The sequence below is a fragment of the Nitrosovibrio sp. Nv17 genome, assembly GCF_900119085.1.
Taxonomy (GTDB): domain Bacteria; phylum Pseudomonadota; class Gammaproteobacteria; order Burkholderiales; family Nitrosomonadaceae; genus Nitrosospira.
Genome location: NZ_FPIQ01000009.1, coordinates 69,192 through 84,351 on the forward strand (window position 1 = coordinate 69,192; position 15,160 = coordinate 84,351).

At 67.5% G+C, this 15,160-nt stretch carries 14 protein-coding genes and 1 tRNA gene; 8 read left to right on the forward strand and 7 right to left on the reverse strand.

The window, feature by feature from the left end; translation table 11 throughout:
• Window positions 1-3: 3 nt before the first annotated feature.
• Window positions 4-315 carry a 50S ribosomal protein L21 gene (rplU, locus tag BT108_RS07050; RefSeq protein ID WP_072293832.1) on the reverse strand — a complete coding sequence of 104 codons (312 nt, stop codon included), beginning with the start codon at window positions 313-315 and terminating at the stop codon, window positions 4-6.
• Between the two features lie 230 nt (window positions 316-545).
• Here rplU and ispB point away from each other — a divergent pair, with 230 nt between their 5' ends.
• The 4 genes from ispB to ampD all read left to right on the forward strand — a co-directional run bounded on the left by ispB (window position 546) and on the right by ampD (window position 2,873).
• Window positions 546-1,514, forward strand: coding sequence for an octaprenyl diphosphate synthase (gene ispB, locus BT108_RS07055; RefSeq protein WP_072293866.1), 969 nt, complete (start codon window positions 546-548; stop codon window positions 1,512-1,514).
• A gap of 365 nt (window positions 1,515-1,879) precedes the next feature.
• Window positions 1,880-1,956: transfer RNA gene (locus BT108_RS07060), tRNA-Pro, on the forward strand.
• A 33-nt stretch (window positions 1,957-1,989) separates the two neighbouring features.
• Window positions 1,990-2,229 (forward strand): PP0621 family protein, encoded by a 240-nt coding sequence (locus BT108_RS07065; RefSeq protein ID WP_072293833.1) that lies wholly within the window; start codon window positions 1,990-1,992, stop codon window positions 2,227-2,229.
• Between the two features lie 80 nt (window positions 2,230-2,309).
• Complete coding sequence (ampD, locus tag BT108_RS07070) at window positions 2,310-2,873, forward strand: 1,6-anhydro-N-acetylmuramyl-L-alanine amidase AmpD (protein WP_072293834.1); 564 nt, start codon at window positions 2,310-2,312, stop codon at window positions 2,871-2,873.
• A gap of 41 nt (window positions 2,874-2,914) precedes the next feature.
• On the opposite strand, the gene BT108_RS07075 is transcribed toward ampD, so the two are convergent.
• The gene (locus BT108_RS07075; protein ID WP_072293835.1) at window positions 2,915-4,519 is read right to left on the reverse strand and encodes an ABC-F family ATPase; all 1,605 of its coding nucleotides are present in this window, start codon (window positions 4,517-4,519) and stop codon (window positions 2,915-2,917) included.
• Window positions 4,520-4,789: 270 nt separating this feature from the next.
• On the opposite strand from BT108_RS07075, the gene BT108_RS07080 reads away from it, so the two are divergent.
• On the forward strand, window positions 4,790-5,503 hold the full coding sequence (locus BT108_RS07080; protein WP_143142430.1) for a PEP-CTERM sorting domain-containing protein: 714 nt from the start codon (window positions 4,790-4,792) through the stop codon (window positions 5,501-5,503).
• 35 nt (window positions 5,504-5,538) lie between these two features.
• On the opposite strand, the gene BT108_RS07085 is transcribed toward BT108_RS07080, so the two are convergent.
• Window positions 5,539-7,518 carry an ATP-dependent DNA helicase gene (locus tag BT108_RS07085; RefSeq protein ID WP_072293837.1) on the reverse strand — a complete coding sequence of 660 codons (1,980 nt, stop codon included), beginning with the start codon at window positions 7,516-7,518 and terminating at the stop codon, window positions 5,539-5,541.
• 468 nt (window positions 7,519-7,986) lie between these two features.
• Here BT108_RS07085 and BT108_RS07090 point away from each other — a divergent pair, with 468 nt between their 5' ends.
• On the forward strand, window positions 7,987-8,400 hold the full coding sequence (locus tag BT108_RS07090) for a nitrosocyanin (RefSeq protein WP_177257270.1): 414 nt from the start codon (window positions 7,987-7,989) through the stop codon (window positions 8,398-8,400).
• Window positions 8,401-8,553: 153 nt separating this feature from the next.
• On the opposite strand, the gene BT108_RS07095 is transcribed toward BT108_RS07090, so the two are convergent.
• Window positions 8,554-9,048 (reverse strand): thermonuclease family protein, encoded by a 495-nt coding sequence (locus BT108_RS07095; RefSeq protein ID WP_083566278.1) that lies wholly within the window; start codon window positions 9,046-9,048, stop codon window positions 8,554-8,556.
• Between the two features lie 244 nt (window positions 9,049-9,292).
• Window positions 9,293-9,967, reverse strand: a complete 675-nt coding sequence (locus BT108_RS07100) for an N-acyl amino acid synthase FeeM domain-containing protein (protein ID WP_072293838.1) — start codon at window positions 9,965-9,967, stop codon at window positions 9,293-9,295.
• 592 nt (window positions 9,968-10,559) lie between these two features.
• Here BT108_RS07100 and BT108_RS07110 point away from each other — a divergent pair.
• Together BT108_RS07110 and BT108_RS07115 are read left to right on the forward strand one after the other, a co-directional pair.
• Entirely contained in the window at window positions 10,560-10,811 is a 252-nt protein-coding gene (locus tag BT108_RS07110; RefSeq protein WP_072293840.1) for a helix-turn-helix domain-containing protein, read from the forward strand.
• Window positions 10,812-12,527, forward strand: a complete 1,716-nt coding sequence (locus BT108_RS07115; RefSeq protein ID WP_072293841.1) for a SulP family inorganic anion transporter — start codon at window positions 10,812-10,814, stop codon at window positions 12,525-12,527.
• Here BT108_RS07115 and mnmC read toward each other — a convergent pair.
• Both mnmC and BT108_RS07125 read right to left on the reverse strand, forming a co-directional pair.
• Window positions 12,524-14,401, reverse strand: a complete 1,878-nt coding sequence (gene mnmC / locus BT108_RS07120) for a bifunctional tRNA (5-methylaminomethyl-2-thiouridine)(34)-methyltransferase MnmC2/FAD-dependent 5-carboxymethylaminomethyl-2-thiouridine(34) oxidoreductase MnmC1 (RefSeq protein WP_072293842.1) — start codon at window positions 14,399-14,401, stop codon at window positions 12,524-12,526. The two genes, BT108_RS07115 and mnmC, sit on opposite strands and share 4 nt — an antisense overlap.
• Window positions 14,398-15,141: a TerC family protein gene (locus BT108_RS07125; protein ID WP_072293843.1), complete on the reverse strand. Its 744-nt coding sequence runs from the start codon at window positions 15,139-15,141 to the stop codon at window positions 14,398-14,400. The genes mnmC and BT108_RS07125 overlap by 4 nt, the downstream gene beginning before the upstream one ends.
• Window positions 15,142-15,160 lie beyond the last annotated feature (19 nt).

The following is a 15,160-nucleotide window of genomic DNA, read 5'->3' on the forward strand; positions in this document are numbered from 1 at the left end:
CCTCTATGCCGATATGCCCGTGATCTGGATCTCGGTGTAGTTCTGCCGATGCCCCTGATGTTTCTGGTAGTGCTTGCGCCGACGCATCTTGAAGATGCGCACCTTGTCGTGCCTGCCCTGGTCCAGCACGGTTGCCTTGACCAGGGCGCCGTCCACCAGGGGGGTTCCCAGCGAGACGCTGTCGCCGTCTGAGATCATCAGCACCTGGTCGATCGACACCTCGCTGCCGATGTCCGCCGGTATCCGCTCTATCTTGAGTCTCAGTCCGGCCTCGACGCGGTACTGCTTCCCGCCGGTTTTGATGATTGCGTACATGTCTGGCTCCCGTGAGTGTCCTGCCATGCCTGGCGACCGTGATCGGGGCCGGACGGATCAGATCCCCGCGCCCGCGAACAGGTAACCCTGAATTATACCCATCGCTTTTTGCAAGGTCAAAGATCTATTGCAGGCGGGTTTTGTGTCAGAATACGCGGCTGCCCGATTTGCCGCACTTGACACGCCGATGGCGGCATTTCTACCATGGCAGCTTTTTTGCGGAAACCCTTGTGTCGATCGAACGTATCAGAGCGCTGATTTCCCGGGACATGGACGCGGTGGATGCGGTCATCCGCGACAAGCTGTACTCCGATGTCGCGCTCATCCGCCAGGTCAGCGAGTACATCATCCACAGCGGCGGCAAGCGCCTGCGGCCCGCGTTGCTGATCCTCGCCGCCGGCGTGTTCGGCTATTCCGGACGGGACCGCTTCAATCTCGCGGCGGTGGTGGAGTTCATCCATACCGCCACCCTGCTGCACGACGACGTCGTGGACGCGTCGGAGCTGCGGCGCAGCAAGGCGACCGCCAACGCCCTGTTCGGCAACGCCGCCAGCGTGCTGGTGGGGGATTTCCTGTATTCGCGCGCGTTCCAGATGATGGTGGAGGTGGACAGCATGCGCGTCATGCGGGTGCTGGCCGACGCCACCAACACCATCGCCGAGGGCGAGGTGCTGCAGCTGCTCAACTGCCGCGATCCCGACGTCGACGAGGACAACTACCTGCGGGTGATCCGCTACAAGACCGCCAAGCTGTTCGAGGCGGCCACGCGGCTGGGCGCGATCCTCGGCCACGCCACGCCGCAGGAGGAGGAGGCGATGGCCGCCTATGGGATGCACCTCGGCACCGCCTTCCAGCTGACCGACGACATGCTCGACTATTCGGGAGACTATCACGAGACCGGCAAGAACCTGGGGGACGATCTGGCGGAAGGCAAGCCCACGCTGCCGCTGATCCACGCCATGCGCACCGGCTCGGATGCGCAGTCGGCCATCATCCGCAACGCGATCGAGAAGGGGGGGGAGGACGGGTTCGCCCCCGTCCTGGAGATCATCCAGCAGAGCGGTGCGCTGGCCTATACGCGGCAGCGCGCGCAGGCCGAGTCCGATCTGGCGTCCGCCACGCTGGCCGTGATCCGGGATTCCGAGTACAAGGAATGCCTGCTGCAGCTGGCGGCCTTCGCCGTGGCGCGCAACCACTAGGGCCTGTTAACACTCGTTTCATGTTCGCGACGGTGACGGATTTCAGCTGGAACGAGGCGCGAGCCGTGCAGCAGAGTAAGCTCTGCAAGCGGCGAGTAACGATGGGCCGGGTGAAATTCCGTCCCGTCCCTCCGGGTTGCGCACGAAAAAACGCGGGTGCTGCGTTGCAAAGCTTGGCCATAGGCTGGCTATGCCCTACGCTTTGCGCCTTGCCCTCGCGTTTTTTCGCGCAGCAACGCGGCCACGAAACAAGTGTTAACAGGCCCTAGCCGCTTCGCCTCCGGCATGCGGCGCCCAATTTCGAATTGCCGGGATGCGTCTTCCTGCGTACAATTGCTGCCGCTGCCCAGGCAGTTCGGTGAATTCGGGGTGTAGCTCAGCCTGGTAGAGTACTGCGTTCGGGACGCAGGAGTCGGAGGTTCGAATCCTCTCACCCCGACCAATCTCGCAATCTCGATGCGGCGACGGAGAGACGGTGGGTAGACTATTGTTCTTCGCCCTGCTCGCGGTGCTGGCCTTCTGGGCGCTGCGAGGCTACTGGCGCGCGCAGGAAAGGCGCCGGGCGCAAGATCGCGCGAACACCCCGGCTCCCGCCGGCGAGGACATGGTGCGCTGCGCCCACTGCGGCGTGCACCTGCCGGAAAGCGAAGGCATCCGCTCGGAGGAAGGCTGCTTCTGCAGCGACGAGCATCGGCGCCTGCATGCGCGGCGCTAGGGCCTGCCGGCGCTTGTTACCTGTTTCATGCTCGCGACGGTGACGGATTTCAGCTGGAACGAGGCGCGGGCCATGGCGGCATGAGCGCCGGAATCCTGCACGTCGGTGCGGCGGGCTGGCTGCGGGACGTGCATCGCATGCCCTCGCCCAACCACGACGAGCGTCCCGACGGATGCGGCGTCGACCTGCTGGTGATCCACAGCATCAGCCTGCCGCCGGACGAGTTCACGGGCGACGACGTGATCCGCCTGTTCATGAACACGCTCGACTGCGCATCCCATCCCTACTACCGGCGCCTGCACGGCCTGAAGGTGTCCGCCCACTTCTTCATCCGCCGCGACGGCAGCCTCATCCAGTTCGTTCCCTGCGCGAAGCGCGCCTGGCACGCGGGTGCCTCCTGCTGGCGGGGCCGATCCGGCTGCAACGACTTTTCCGTCGGCATCGAGCTGGAAGGCAGCGACAGCGTGCCGTTCGCCGACGGCCAGTACGGGACGCTGGACGGGCTCACGCGGGCGCTGCAGCAAGCCTACGCCATCCGCGACATCGTCGGGCACGCCGACATCGCGCCGGGCCGCAAGACCGATCCCGGCCCGCATTTCGACTGGATGCGCTACCGCGCCGCGCTGCGCGCGCCCGGCGGCTGATCGGGGGCGTCCGCGCGCCGGTCGGGCTGCGCATCCGTCCACTACGCCAGTCCCTGGTCCGACAGGTAGTCCTCGTAGCCGCCCTTGAAGTCGCGGATGCCGTCCGGCCTCATCTCGATGACCCGGGTGGCCAGCGAGGAGACGAATTCCCGGTCGTGGGAGACGAAGATCAGCGTGCCGGTGTACTTCTCCAGCGCGGCGTTCAGCGACTCGATCGACTCCATGTCGAGGTGGTTGGTGGGTTCGTCCATGAGCAGCACGTTGTGCTGCTGCAGCATGAGCTTGCCAAACAGCATGCGCCCCTGCTCGCCGCCGGAGATCACCCGCACCGGCTTGCGCACCTCGTCGCCCGAGAACAGCAGCCTGCCCAGCACGCTGCGCACCGCCTGGTCGTCGTCGTGCTCGCGCCGCCATTGCGCCATCCAGTCGGTGAGCGCCATGTCGGCCTCGAATTCGTCCGCGTGATCCTGGGCGAAGTAGCCGGCGCGTGCCTTCTCCGCCCACTTGACCTCTCCCGAATCCGGCGCCAGGTCGCCTGCAAGGCAGCGCAGCAGCGTGGTCTTGCCGATGCCGTTGGGGCCGATGATGGCGACCTTCTCGCCCGCCTCGATGTTGGCGCTGAATTTTGCCAGCAGCGGGGCCTGCATCCCCGGGAACTGCTTGCTGATGCTCTGCACCGACACCGCCAGCCGGTACAGCTTTTCCCGTTCGTGCACTTCGAAGCGGATGTAGGGGTACTGGCGGCTGGAAGGCTTGACGTCCTCCAGCTTGATCTTCTCGATCTGGCGGGCGCGGCTGGTGGCCTGGCGCGCCTTGGACGCGTTGGCGGAAAAGCGGCTGACGAACGACTGCAGTTCGGCGATCTGGCTTTTCTTCCTGGCGTTGTCGGCGAGCATGCGCTCGCGCACCTGCGTGGAAGCTGCCATGTATTCATCATAGTTGCCGGGGTAGACGCGGATCTCGCCGTAGTCCAGATCCGCCATGTGGGTGCAGACGCTGTTGAGGAAGTGCCGGTCGTGCGAAATGATGATGAGGGTGTTCCGGCTGGCGTTGATCACGCCTTCCAGCCAGCGGATGGTATTGATGTCCAGGTTGTTGGTGGGCTCGTCCAGCAGCAGGATGTCGGGATCCGCGAACAGCGCCTGCGCCAGCAGCACGCGCAGCTTGAATCCCGGCGCCACCGCGCTCATCGGCCCGGCGTGCCGGGACAGGGGAATGTCCACCCCCAGCAGCAGTTCGCCGGCACGCGCCTCGGCGGAATAGCCGTCCAGCTCCGCGAAGCGCGCCTCCAGTTCGGCGGCGCGCATGTAGTCCTCCTCGCTTGCCCCGGGATCGGCGTAGATCGCGTCGCGCTCCTGCTTGACGCGCCACAGTTCCTCGTGCCCCATCATGACGGTATCGATGACGGGGCTGTCTTCGAAGGCGAACTGGTCCTGGCGCAGCTTGCCCACGCGTTCGCCGCTGTCGACGCTCACGCTGCCCGCGGTGGGCTCCAGGTCGCCGCCGAGGATCTTCATGAAGGTCGACTTGCCGGAGCCGTTGGCGCCGATCAGGCCGTAGCGGTTGCCTTCCCCGAACTTGACGGAGACGTTTTCGAACAGGGGCCTGGCCCCGAACTGCATGGTGAGATTGGCGGTGGCGATCAAGACGGTCTTCCAGTAGGGCCGGCCGGCAGGTCCGGCCGGGCAAACCGCTCATTCTATACGGTTCCGTGCCGGACCTGAACCCTTGCAAGGCGTCCGCCGCGGTTTCCCCAGGGGCGGGCCCGCACCCTGTACCTTAGTCCAATGCACTTCAGTCCAATGTTCAGGGGATTCCGCTGCCCGTAAGATTCGGCTGCGTGGGAATGCCGTTCAGGAGTTTCTCGAGTGCGGCGTCCGGATCATCACATCAACCAGACAGGGAAAGGACTCGACATGAACAAGGCAATCCGTTTCTACACGACGATGGGGGCGCTGGCGCTGGGTGCGGGCATGGCCCCGGCCGGTTCCATGGCTGCCGTGCTCAACGCCTCGGTGGGAGGCGTGCCCGTGGGAGCGAACATCTACGAGAGCTTCGATACGCTCTCCAGCCTCGGCGGCGCCACCGGCAACGGCGTCACCGTGATATTCGGCGGCACGGGCGCCGGCGTGGCGACGCTGCCCAACGTCGACGGCCAGTACGCCGCACCCTACCTTTCCGGCGGCAACGGCGCCCTGTTCGGCAACTTCCAGGCCGACGGCCAGGACGCCACCCCCTACCTGAGCACCGGCATCGGCAGCGTCACGCTGCAGCTGGACGAGTACCACCAGTACTTCGGCCTGCTGTGGGGCTCGGTCGACAGCTACAACACGCTGTCCTTCTACGACGGCGACACCCTCCTGTTCGATTTCACCGGCCTGGACGTCAACGCCCTCGCCGACGGCAGCCAGGAAGCAGGCGGCACCTACTATGTGAACATCAACTCCGACCTCCAGTTCAACAAGGTGGTCGCGTCGAGTTCGTCGTACTCATTCGAGTTCGACAACGTGGCGCTGGCCTACACCCCGGTCGAGCTGCCTCAGACCGGCGTGCCCGAACCGGGCACGCTGGCGCTGCTGGGACTGGGCGCATTCGCCGGCATCGCCGCGCGCCGCCGCCGGGCGGGATAGCCCGGCCCGGCTCGGCCCGCGGCCGGACATGGGAGCTACCCGCCGGGGGAAGACGGCTTCTCCGGCGGGCTCCCCGCGAAAAATCTCTCCACCTCGGAAAGCTCGCGCGTACGGCGCATCGGCGGCAGGCTCTGCCAGATCTTCCGGCCGTAGGGCTTGGTCACCAGGCGCGGGTCGCAGATCATCAGCACCCCGCGGTCGTGCTCGTCGCGGATCAGCCGTCCCGCTCCCTGCTTGAGGCTGATGACGGCGCTGGGCAGCTGGTACTCCATGAAGGCGTTGCGTCCCTCGCCGTTCATTTTCTCGATGCGTGCCGACAGCACCGGGTCGTCCGGCGCGGCGAACGGCAGCTTGTCGATGACCACCAGCGACAGCGCCTCGCCCCGCACGTCCACCCCTTCCCAGAACGACTGGCTGCCGATCAGTACGGCATTGCCCAGCCTGCGGAAGCGCTCCAGCATGTGCGAGCGCGATCCCTGGCCCTGCAGCAGCAGGGGCCGGTCGAGCTTCCGGCGTTCGAATGCCGCGTGCAGCAGCTCATGCACGCGCTGCATCGCCCGCAGGCTGGTACAGAGAAAGAAGGCGCCGCCGCGGTTGGCCGCCAGCACCGGCAGGGCGGCTTCGGCGGCGGCCTCGGTGTAGCCCCGGCTGTTCGGCTCGGGCAGTCCGGCCGGCACGTACAGGAGCGCCTGGCTGGCGAAGTCGAAGGGACTCTGCCAGCAGGCCGCGCGCACGCCCCTGGATGCGAGATCGACCCCCATTTCGCCCCCGTAGTGCGAAAAATCCCCCTTGATCGACAGCGTGGCCGACGTGAACACCCAGGCGCGCGGCGAACCGCTCAGCTGCCTGCCGAAGATGTCGGCGATGGACAGCGGCGTGGCGTTGAGCTGCAACGCCTGGCTGAATACCTCCACCCAGCGCACGAAGCCCCCGGATTCCGACTGGTCGCGCCAGCGCACCACGCCGTCCCGGATCTCGCGTGCGCGCCGCCGGCAGTTTTCCAGTCCCTCCGAGCGCTGGGCCTGGGTTTCCAGCAGCGCCGCAAGTTCGCCGAGCCTGTCCAGCAGCCCGTCCAGGGCGGCGGCGAACCGGTCGTTGCGCATGACGGCGGCCAGCGGCAGGCGGATGTTTTCTCCCTCGATGGAGAGGCGCAGGTCGCGCGCCGATTTTTCCAGCGCCGCGATCGCGGGCGGCAGCGGCGCGAAGTCCTTCGCGGCCAGCAGCGCCTCGGCCTGCGTGTCGCGGGCCAGTTCCAGCAGGCGGCCGGTGCCGGTCGATTCGCCGAAGAACAGGCTGGCGGTTTCGGGGAGCTGGTGGGCCTCGTCGAATATCACCGTATTGCAGGCCGGCAGGAGCTCCGACAGGCCCTCGTCGCGCAGCATCACGTCGGCGAAGAACAGGTGGTGGTTGACCACGACCACGTCCGCCGCCAGCGCCTGCTTGCGCGCTTCCATGACGAAGCAGCCCTTGTAGTTGGGGCAGTCCGAGCCCAGGCAGTTGTCGCGCGTGGAGGTGACCCACTGCCAGATCTCGGCGTTTTCGGGGACTTCGCCGAGGCCGCTCTTGTCGCCGCTGCCGCCGCTGGCGGCATAGCGCCTGATGCGCTCGAGGTGGCCGGCGTCCTCCGCGCGGGAGAGCATGGCGCGCTCGCCGCGCAATGTCCGCTCGAGATGATACTGACATATATAGTTGGCCCGCCCCTTCAGCAGCGCCACGGTCACCGGCACTTCGAGGGCGCGGCACACCGTGGGGATGTCGCGGCTGAAAAGCTGGTCCTGCAGGGTCTTGGTGCCGGTGGAGACGATCACCTTGCCCCCTGCGAGCAGGGCTGGAACCAGATAGGCGAAGGTCTTGCCGGTGCCCGTGCCGGCCTCGGCGACCAGGATCGTCCCGGCGCCGATGGTGTCCGCGATGGCGCGCGCCATCTCCAGTTGCTGCGCGCGCGCGCTGTAGCCGGGTACGCTCCGGGCGAGCGGTCCCGCGGAAGAAAAGAACCAGTCGATGTCGGCGGACATGGGAGCAGGCTGGGGTGGATGATGTCCTGGCGGCCCGCCGCAGCGGGGAACCGGTCCCGCGCTTGCCGCCGCGCCGCCTTTCCGGGGCAGGCACGATGGATGGCGCGGTCGCCGGTACCGTTGCCGTCAGGTATCGGGCATAGTGTACCGGATCTCCATGGATCGCGATGGCTGCCCGTGCCGCCGTCCCGCCGCGGGCCGTGGAGAAGGGGGGATTATCCCGGAGGACTTGCGATTGACATCGGCGTGCATCCGATCTAGAGTATCAAGCTGAAGTTGCGAGAGCAGGCCTCTCTAGAAAGGCGGATCTGGCAGGTCTCAAAACGCATACGCATGGCGGTCGCGGGGGGCGGCTTTCCGGGGCCGGCTTCCAGCGCGGCGCCGGGGATCGCGAATTTCCTTCTCCGCGACACCCGCCTGTGTATGTCATTTCGTCCAGGTGTCAATCAATCAGAGTAAAGGAAAGTCATGATGAAAATAAACAAGGTAGCATTTGCGGGTCTGGTTTCCGGGTTGTTGCTGGCAGGTGCCGCGCAGGCGGGGGAACAGACGTTCAAGGTGGTCGTGAACGCCTACGACACCACCATTCCCGAGCTTTCGGTGGAGGGGGTGACGGTCAAGAACATCCGTGCCTTCAACGTTCTCAACGAGCCCGAGACGCTGACGGTCAAGAAGGGGACCTCGGTGAAGATCACGGTGGAGAACAAGTCTCCCATCAGCGAGGGCTTCTCCATCAACGAGTACGGCATCGAGGAAGTCATCAAGGCGGGCGAGACCAAGACCGTTTCGTTCGTCGCCAACAAGGCCGGCGCCTTCACCATCTGGTGCCAGCTGCATCCCAAGAACATCCACCTGCCCGGTTCCCTGAACGTCGTCGAATAAGGGACATGAAACGGGGGCCCGCCGGAGGCTTCGGCGGGCCCGGTTCCGGCTTCTCCGAATGGAGGGGCCGGAAACCGGATGCCTGAACCCGCCTCCGGCGGGTTTTGTTCTTCCGGTGCCCGGGCGCGCCTGTGGCCGCGATCCTGCCGCCCGTCAGCGCCTTTCCCTCTCCTTGTTCCATTGCCAGGGCGGTACCGGCTGCGTGGACGCCCACAACCCCTGCCCGGCAGCGCGCGCCTCCTCCTGCAGGCGCTGGAGCTCCGGGTCGTCGGCATGGCCTGCGCGCACCCATGCCATGCCCCGCCTCACCTGCTCCCTGCTGGCGTCCAGGCCGTTGCACTGTACCGTCGCGACCGTGCGCCCGTATTGATCCTTCGTGATGGAGGACAGTTCCGCCTCGATCCAGAAGCACAGCTCGGAAAGCGATTTCTTGGAACGGGTGGTATAGGGCTGCCGGCCCTCGGGCGCATCGATCCCGGCCAGGCGTACCCTGACCATCTCGCCGTCGATGGCAACGGTCAGCGAGTCGCCGTCGACGATCTGGATGACCTGGGCATGGATGCGCCGGTCGGCGGATTCGTGCGCCGCGGCGGACGGCGACACGGAGATCGCGGTGGCCAGGGCTGAGATTGCGGCAATGGGAAGCATGGCGTTCGGACGATGTCTGCTGCATGTAAGGCTCGTGCGTATGCCGCCGTATCCCCGTCCGGCATGAGCCGGAAATTCCGGTTTCCCGTATGCTCCTGTTTTTGCGGCAGGTCCCGATGAGGGAGCCGGGGGACACGCACCATCCTTCCAGACCTCGCTACCCGGCCATCCCGATTGTACAGGTTTTTTTGCGCCGCACGGTGCCGAATCGATGCGGCATGCAGCCGTGCCCGCATCCGCGGTTTCATGCGGGGTATGCCAGAGTCCGGTGCAGCAGGAAGGCATCGATGCCGGCGCGCCGGCAGAGCCTGGGGCCGGCGATCGGCATGAATCCCAGCAGCCTTCCCTGCGCCGCCACGTGCTGCGGCACCACTTCGCAGATGAGATCGGTGACGTCGTTCATCAGGTATCCATAGACGTAGATGAGATGGAAGAAAGCGCCCATGATCGTGCTGGTGGGCTGGCCCGGCAGGATGACGAACCTCGACAGTTCCGCCAGCTTGCGGCCCGAAAGGCGCAAGGCGTTCAGTTCGTCCGGGTAGGTCATGTCGCCGTACAGCCTCTCGGGAGAATCGAGCCGCATCGTCAGGGTGCCGACGATCCTGTCGGACAGTTCGATGTCGAACACGATGTCCGTCGATACCAGGGTATGGTCGGCGGTGTAGCCCTTCCTCTGGTAGGACGCCTTGACCAGCTCGCCCGAGCGTTCGAGCGAGTGTGTGGCGCTGATGACGTAGCCCCCGAAACGGGCGCGGATGCAGGGCGCGTGCATCGGGAGGGGTGCGCGGCCGACGCGGTTCCGCGCGAGCGGTTCCCCCCGCGGTTTCATGCGCCCGTTTTCATCGGGGTCCTCGGTGTCGGCGTCGGGGTCGTGCGAGGCACGGTTCCCGATGATGGGCTTGTGTCCTGGCGTGATCAATTTTGCTGTCGGAAGGGGTTGAGGGTTATGGTACGGGCAGAGTTGTTCCATGATATACCTCCGTCATGAGTATTCCATGCGGGCGTATGCCTGTCTGCGGGATGGAGCGGCCATCGCGGCGTGGTCCGCCGGCTGTGCGTGGTGGGATTCGATGAATGGATCGCGGAAGCCATGGTTTGAATCAAAGTGGTTTTTCGAGCGTGTCAACAGGCCCTCCTCGACCGGCTGCGCGGCATTGCGTGCAAGCCGCGGGGGGCCGCGCCGGTGGCGGATGGCGGGTAGCTGCCACCGGGTGTCGCGGTATCCATGGAAAAGCTGCATCTGACCGGATCTTACCTCTTCTGGATGTCATGCATACTGGACTAAAGTACACCTTCAGGACCAAGCCGGCGAGCCGAGATCTCGGATTCCCCGTGCAATGATTGACAGGATGGGAGGAACAGAACCGGCGCCGCGGCAATACCGGCGGCGGCAGGCGGAGCAGGCGCAGGGCGATTCGGATGGAGGGCGTGCAAAGATTACCCCCTCGGGCGATAATCATGATATATTAAAATTATATAAACATATTTTTATAATGAATAATGGTGATATTATGATCACATCGGCTCAGATGCGCGCAGCCCGCGCGCTGTTGGACATCGATCAGAAGGAACTGGCGTCGCGCGCCGGCCTGTCCGTTCCGACCATCCAGAGGATGGAGTCGAGCGAGGGCGTGGTACGGGGCGTGGTCGACTCCCTGGCGAAGGTCGTGGGTGCGCTGGAGGCGGCCGGCGTCGAACTGATCGCGGCAGGCGCGGCCAGCCCCGCCGGCGGCCGGGGAGTGCGCCTGAGGGGCGGCGGATAGGTGTCCACGGAGACCGCGGCAGCCGTCAAACCCTCCAGTCCACCGAGCTTCGCCGAGCAGTTCACGCCCAAGCTCGTCACCACCTTCAGGGAAGGCTACCGCCTTTCCCAGCTGCGCGCCGACGCGGTCGCCGGGCTGACGGTCGCCATCGTGGCGCTGCCGCTCTCGATGGCCATCGCCATCGCCTCCGGAGCATCCCCGGCGCAGGGGTTCTACACGGCGATCGTCGGCGGCTTCCTGGTTTCCGCGCTGGGCGGAAGCCGCTTCCAGATCGGCGGGCCCGCGGGCGCCTTCATCGTCCTGGTGGCGGCCACGGTCGAGGCCCACGGCATGGACGGCCTCATCATCGCCACCCTGTTGTCGGGGCTGCTGTTGCTGGCCATCGGCTTCCTCCGGCTCGGCGCCTATATAAAGTTCATTCCGTATCCGGTCACCGTCGGGTTCACTGCGGGCATCGCCGTCATCATCTTCGCGAGCCAGATCAAGGATATCCTGGGGCTGGACCTGGCGGGGCCGGAGCCCGGCCCCCTGGTGGAAAAGCTGCCCGTGCTGTGGCGGGCCCTGCCGAGCATGGGTTGGTCCACGCTCGCACTCGCGGGCCTCACGATCCTGTCCATCCAGTGGCTGAAGCGGCGCGCGCCCAGGGTGCCCGGCATGCTGGCGGCGATCGCCGGGGCGGCGGCGGCCACGGCCCTGTGGGATCTGCCGGTCGACACGGTGGGATCCAGGTTCGGCGGCATCCCCAGCGGGTTTCCGGCGTTCCGGGTGCCCGATTTCAGCCTGGCGAAGGCGTACGCGGTCTTCCCCAGCGCGGTTGCCTTCACCCTGCTCGGGGCGATCGAATCCCTGCTGTCCGCCGTCGTGGCCGACGGCATGACCGGGCAGCGCCATCGCTCGAATTGCGAACTGGTCGCGCAAGGCGTGGCGAACATCGGCTCGGCCCTGTGCGGCGGCATCTGCGTGACCGGAGCGGTGGCCCGCACCGCGACCAACGTCCGCGCGGGCGCGCACGGGCCGGTGGCCGGGATGCTGCACGCCGTCTTCCTGCTGATCTTCATTCTGGTCGCCGCGCCGCTGGCGTCGTACATCCCGCTGGCGAGCCTGGCCGGGGTGCTGGCCATCATCGCCTGGAACATGGTGGAGAAGCAGGCGTTCTGGACCCTGCTGCGCGCCTCGCGCGGCGACGCCGCCGTGCTGCTGTCGACCTTCGGCCTGACCGTCTTCCGGGATCTCACCGAGGCCATCGTCGTGGGCTTCGCCCTGGGTTCCATGCTGTTCATCCACCGGATGTCGCAGGTGACCGCGGTGGAAACGCGCAAGCCCTTCGTGCCCGATGACGGGGCGGACGATGCCGGCGAGGACGGCCGGCCCTACGACGAGCGCTCGATGAACGATCCCGACATCGTGGTCTACCGCATCTCCGGCGTCTTTTTCTTCGGTGCGGCAGGAACGGTCGGTTCCGTCCTGGATCATATCGGCGACCGGCGCCGGGCGCTGGTGATCGATTTTTCCATGGTGCCGTTCGCCGACGCCACCGCGGCCAACACGATGGAGGCCGTGGTGCGGAAGGCCGCAGCCAGGGGGATCGCCGTCTATTTCTCCGGCCTCTCTCCCGCCGTCCGCCGCGAGTTCTTCATGCACGGACTGCGGCCGCCGCGGGTGCGCTACGAGTCCTCCATAGCAACCGCGCTGTCCAAGGCCCGGCGCGCCGGCTAGCCGGCGGCCCTCGCGGCGGGGGACAGCAGGCGCACCACGGATGCCGGCAAAGGTGGCAGCTGCCCGCAGGCCAGCGCCGCGATCAGCTCCCCGGCCAGCCCCGCGGTGACCAGGCCGCGCGTCCCATGGCCGAGGCTGGTGTAGAGCCCGGGCGAGAGCGCTCCCGCCAGCGGCGTGGCGCCGGGGGCGGAGGCCCTCACCGCCGCGCGTCCCGCGAGCGCAGCCACGTCCAGCATTTCCACGCGCATGGCGGCCGCGAGCGCGGGGGATATCTCCCGCAGCCGGGCGAGGTTCTCGCGGTGATCGGCCGCGCGCACGTCCGTGCCGGTGTCGCCGAAGCCGTGCGTGGCGCCGAGGACGTGCATGCCGGCCTGGGCCGGTGTCAGGTAGCCCCGCGCGCAGAGCACGGTCCGCAGGCCGCTGCTGCGGGGCACGGCGGGCACCCGCGTGATCTGGCCGCGCACCGGGGTCAGCGGCAGATGCGCCAGGGGCGGCAGCGCCGCGATCTCGTGTCCGGTGCACGCCACCACGATGCCGGCCTCGTCCGTCCATGCATGCCCATCGGCGTCGTGGCCCGACAGGCGCCAGCCGGCCGCCGTCGCGGACAAGGCCTCCACCCGCCGGCGCGCGCGCAGGGTAATGGACGGGTGTCGCGCCAGTGCCGCGCAGCAGCGCTCGGGCACCACCCAGCCGGCCGACGGGAACCACAGTCCGCCGTGCGCCAGGCCGACGCCGGCCAGTGCGGACGCTTCCGCCGCATCCACCGGCCGGAACACGTGCGCCGGCCAGCATTGGGCGGCGAGCCGCCCGATGCGGCGCGCTTCCTCCGGCGAGCAGGCGAGCTGCAGTGTTCCGCACTGCGCGCGTGCGATCCCGTCGGCGGGCAGGATCTCGTCCAGCAGGGCGAGGGTGTAGCCGTAGGCGGCGAGGATGAAGCGCTGCAGCAGGTTCATGCCCGCGCTCAGGCGGGCGTGCAGGATGCCGTACGGGTTGCCCGACGCCGCGGCGGCGGGGCGCGGGGCGTGCTCGACGAGCGTGGTGGGGACGCCGCGCCGCGCCAGCGCCGCGGCGGCAGCGCAGCCCGCGATGCCCGCTCCGATCACGATGGCCCGGGCGGGCGGCGTCGTCATGGGCGCCCTGGCGTTCCCGGCCAGGGCGCCGCACAGCATGTCGCGCTTGCAGGCGAAGCCGGGGCGCCGCTCCATGCGGAAGCCGGCCTGCTCCAGCCCGCGCCGGACGTGGCCGGCGGCGGTGTAGGTGGCGCAGGTCGCGCCGGGGCGCGACGCCCGGGCGGCGCCGTCGAGCACCGCCTGTGTCCACATCTCCGGATTGCGGGCGGGAGAGAAGCCGTCCAGGAACCACGCGTCCATGCCTGGCGCCAGCTCGGGCAGCACCGCGGCGGCGTCGTCGAGCACCAGCGTGAGCCGTACGCGGCCGTCCCCCAGGTGCCACCGGTTCCAGCCCGGCACGCGGCGCGGCCAGCGGGCGACCAGCTCCTTTGCGTACCGCGCCAGCGCGGGCCACAGCGCCAGGGTGGCGGCAAGCTCGCGCTCGTCGAGCGGGTGCCGCTCCATGCTGAGGAAGTCGAGCGTGCAGCGCGGCGGGGCGGTCCCGGCGAACAGCTCCCATGCGCACAGGAAGCCCAGGCCGGTGCCGAATCCGGTTTCGCCGATGGCGAAGGCCTGCCCCTGCGCCAGGGACGCGAAGCGCCGCGGCAGGTGGTTGCCCTCGAGAAAGACGTGGCGCTTCTCCTCGGCGCCGGACGCCCGCGAGAAGTAGACATCGCCGTAGCGGCGCGAGTAGGGCTGGCCGTCGTGCCAGTCGAGCGTGGGCGGGGCTGCGGCTGCGCGGCCGCCGCACGCGTGGGTGTTCATTCCGCCGCGTCGCTGCGGCCGCGCAGCCGCAGCGCCCGCTTGCGGCGCATGCGCAGGTTGAGAAACTCCACCCCCACCGAGAAGATCATCGCGAAGTAGATGTAGCCCTTGGGCACGTGCACGTCGAATCCTTCCACGATGAGGGTCAGCCCGACCAGTATCAGGAACGACAGCGCCAGGATCTTGATGGTGGGATGGGCGTCCACGAAGTCGCCGATCGCGCGCGCCGCCGCCAGCATCACCAGCACCGCCGCCACGATGGCGATGGCCATCAGAGAGACGTGGTCGACCAGTCCCACCGCGGTGATGACCGAATCCAGCGAGAACACGACGTCCAGGATCGCGATCTGCAGGAGCGCCATGCCCAGGCCACCCGCGGCAGCTGCCTGGCTGTGCTCCTCCACGCCCTCGACGCTGTTGTGGATCTCGTGGGTGGCCTTGGCCAGCAGGAACACGCCGCCCCCGATCAGCACGGTGTCGCGCCCCGAGATTTCCTGGCCGAGCACCTCGAACCAGGGCGCGGTCAGGCGCATGATCCACGAGATGGAGAACAGCAGGCCGAGGCGGGTGAGCATGGCCAGCCCCAGTCCCGCCCTGCGCGCGAAGTCGCGCTGGGCCTCCGGCAGCCTGCCGACCAGGATCGAGATGAAGATGATGTTGTCGATGCCCAGCACGATCTCCAGCGCGGTCAGCGTCAACAGCGCGATCCACGCCTCCGGACTGGCCAGCCATTCGAACATCCCTTCGCTCCGACGTTGT

Bases quoted from the DNA above. Each gene is read 5' to 3' on its own strand.
- rplU (WP_072293832.1), bottom strand. From the start codon at position 315: ATGTACGCAATCATCAAAACCGGCGGGAAGCAGTACCGCGTCGAGGCC.
- ampD (WP_072293834.1), top strand. From the start codon at position 2,310: ATGAGCGCCGGAATCCTGCACGTCGGTGCGGCGGGCTGGCTGCGGGAC.
- BT108_RS07080 (WP_143142430.1), top strand. From the start codon at position 4,790: ATGAACAAGGCAATCCGTTTCTACACGACGATGGGGGCGCTGGCGCTG.
- BT108_RS07085 (WP_072293837.1), bottom strand. From the start codon at position 7,518: ATGTCCGCCGACATCGACTGGTTCTTTTCTTCCGCGGGACCGCTCGCC.
- BT108_RS07090 (WP_177257270.1), top strand. From the start codon at position 7,987: ATGATGAAAATAAACAAGGTAGCATTTGCGGGTCTGGTTTCCGGGTTG.
- BT108_RS07095 (WP_083566278.1), bottom strand. From the start codon at position 9,048: ATGCTTCCCATTGCCGCAATCTCAGCCCTGGCCACCGCGATCTCCGTG.
- BT108_RS07110 (WP_072293840.1), top strand. From the start codon at position 10,560: ATGATCACATCGGCTCAGATGCGCGCAGCCCGCGCGCTGTTGGACATC.
- mnmC (WP_072293842.1), bottom strand. From the start codon at position 14,401: ATGAACACCCACGCGTGCGGCGGCCGCGCAGCCGCAGCCCCGCCCACG.
- BT108_RS07125 (WP_072293843.1), bottom strand. From the start codon at position 15,141: ATGTTCGAATGGCTGGCCAGTCCGGAGGCGTGGATCGCGCTGTTGACG.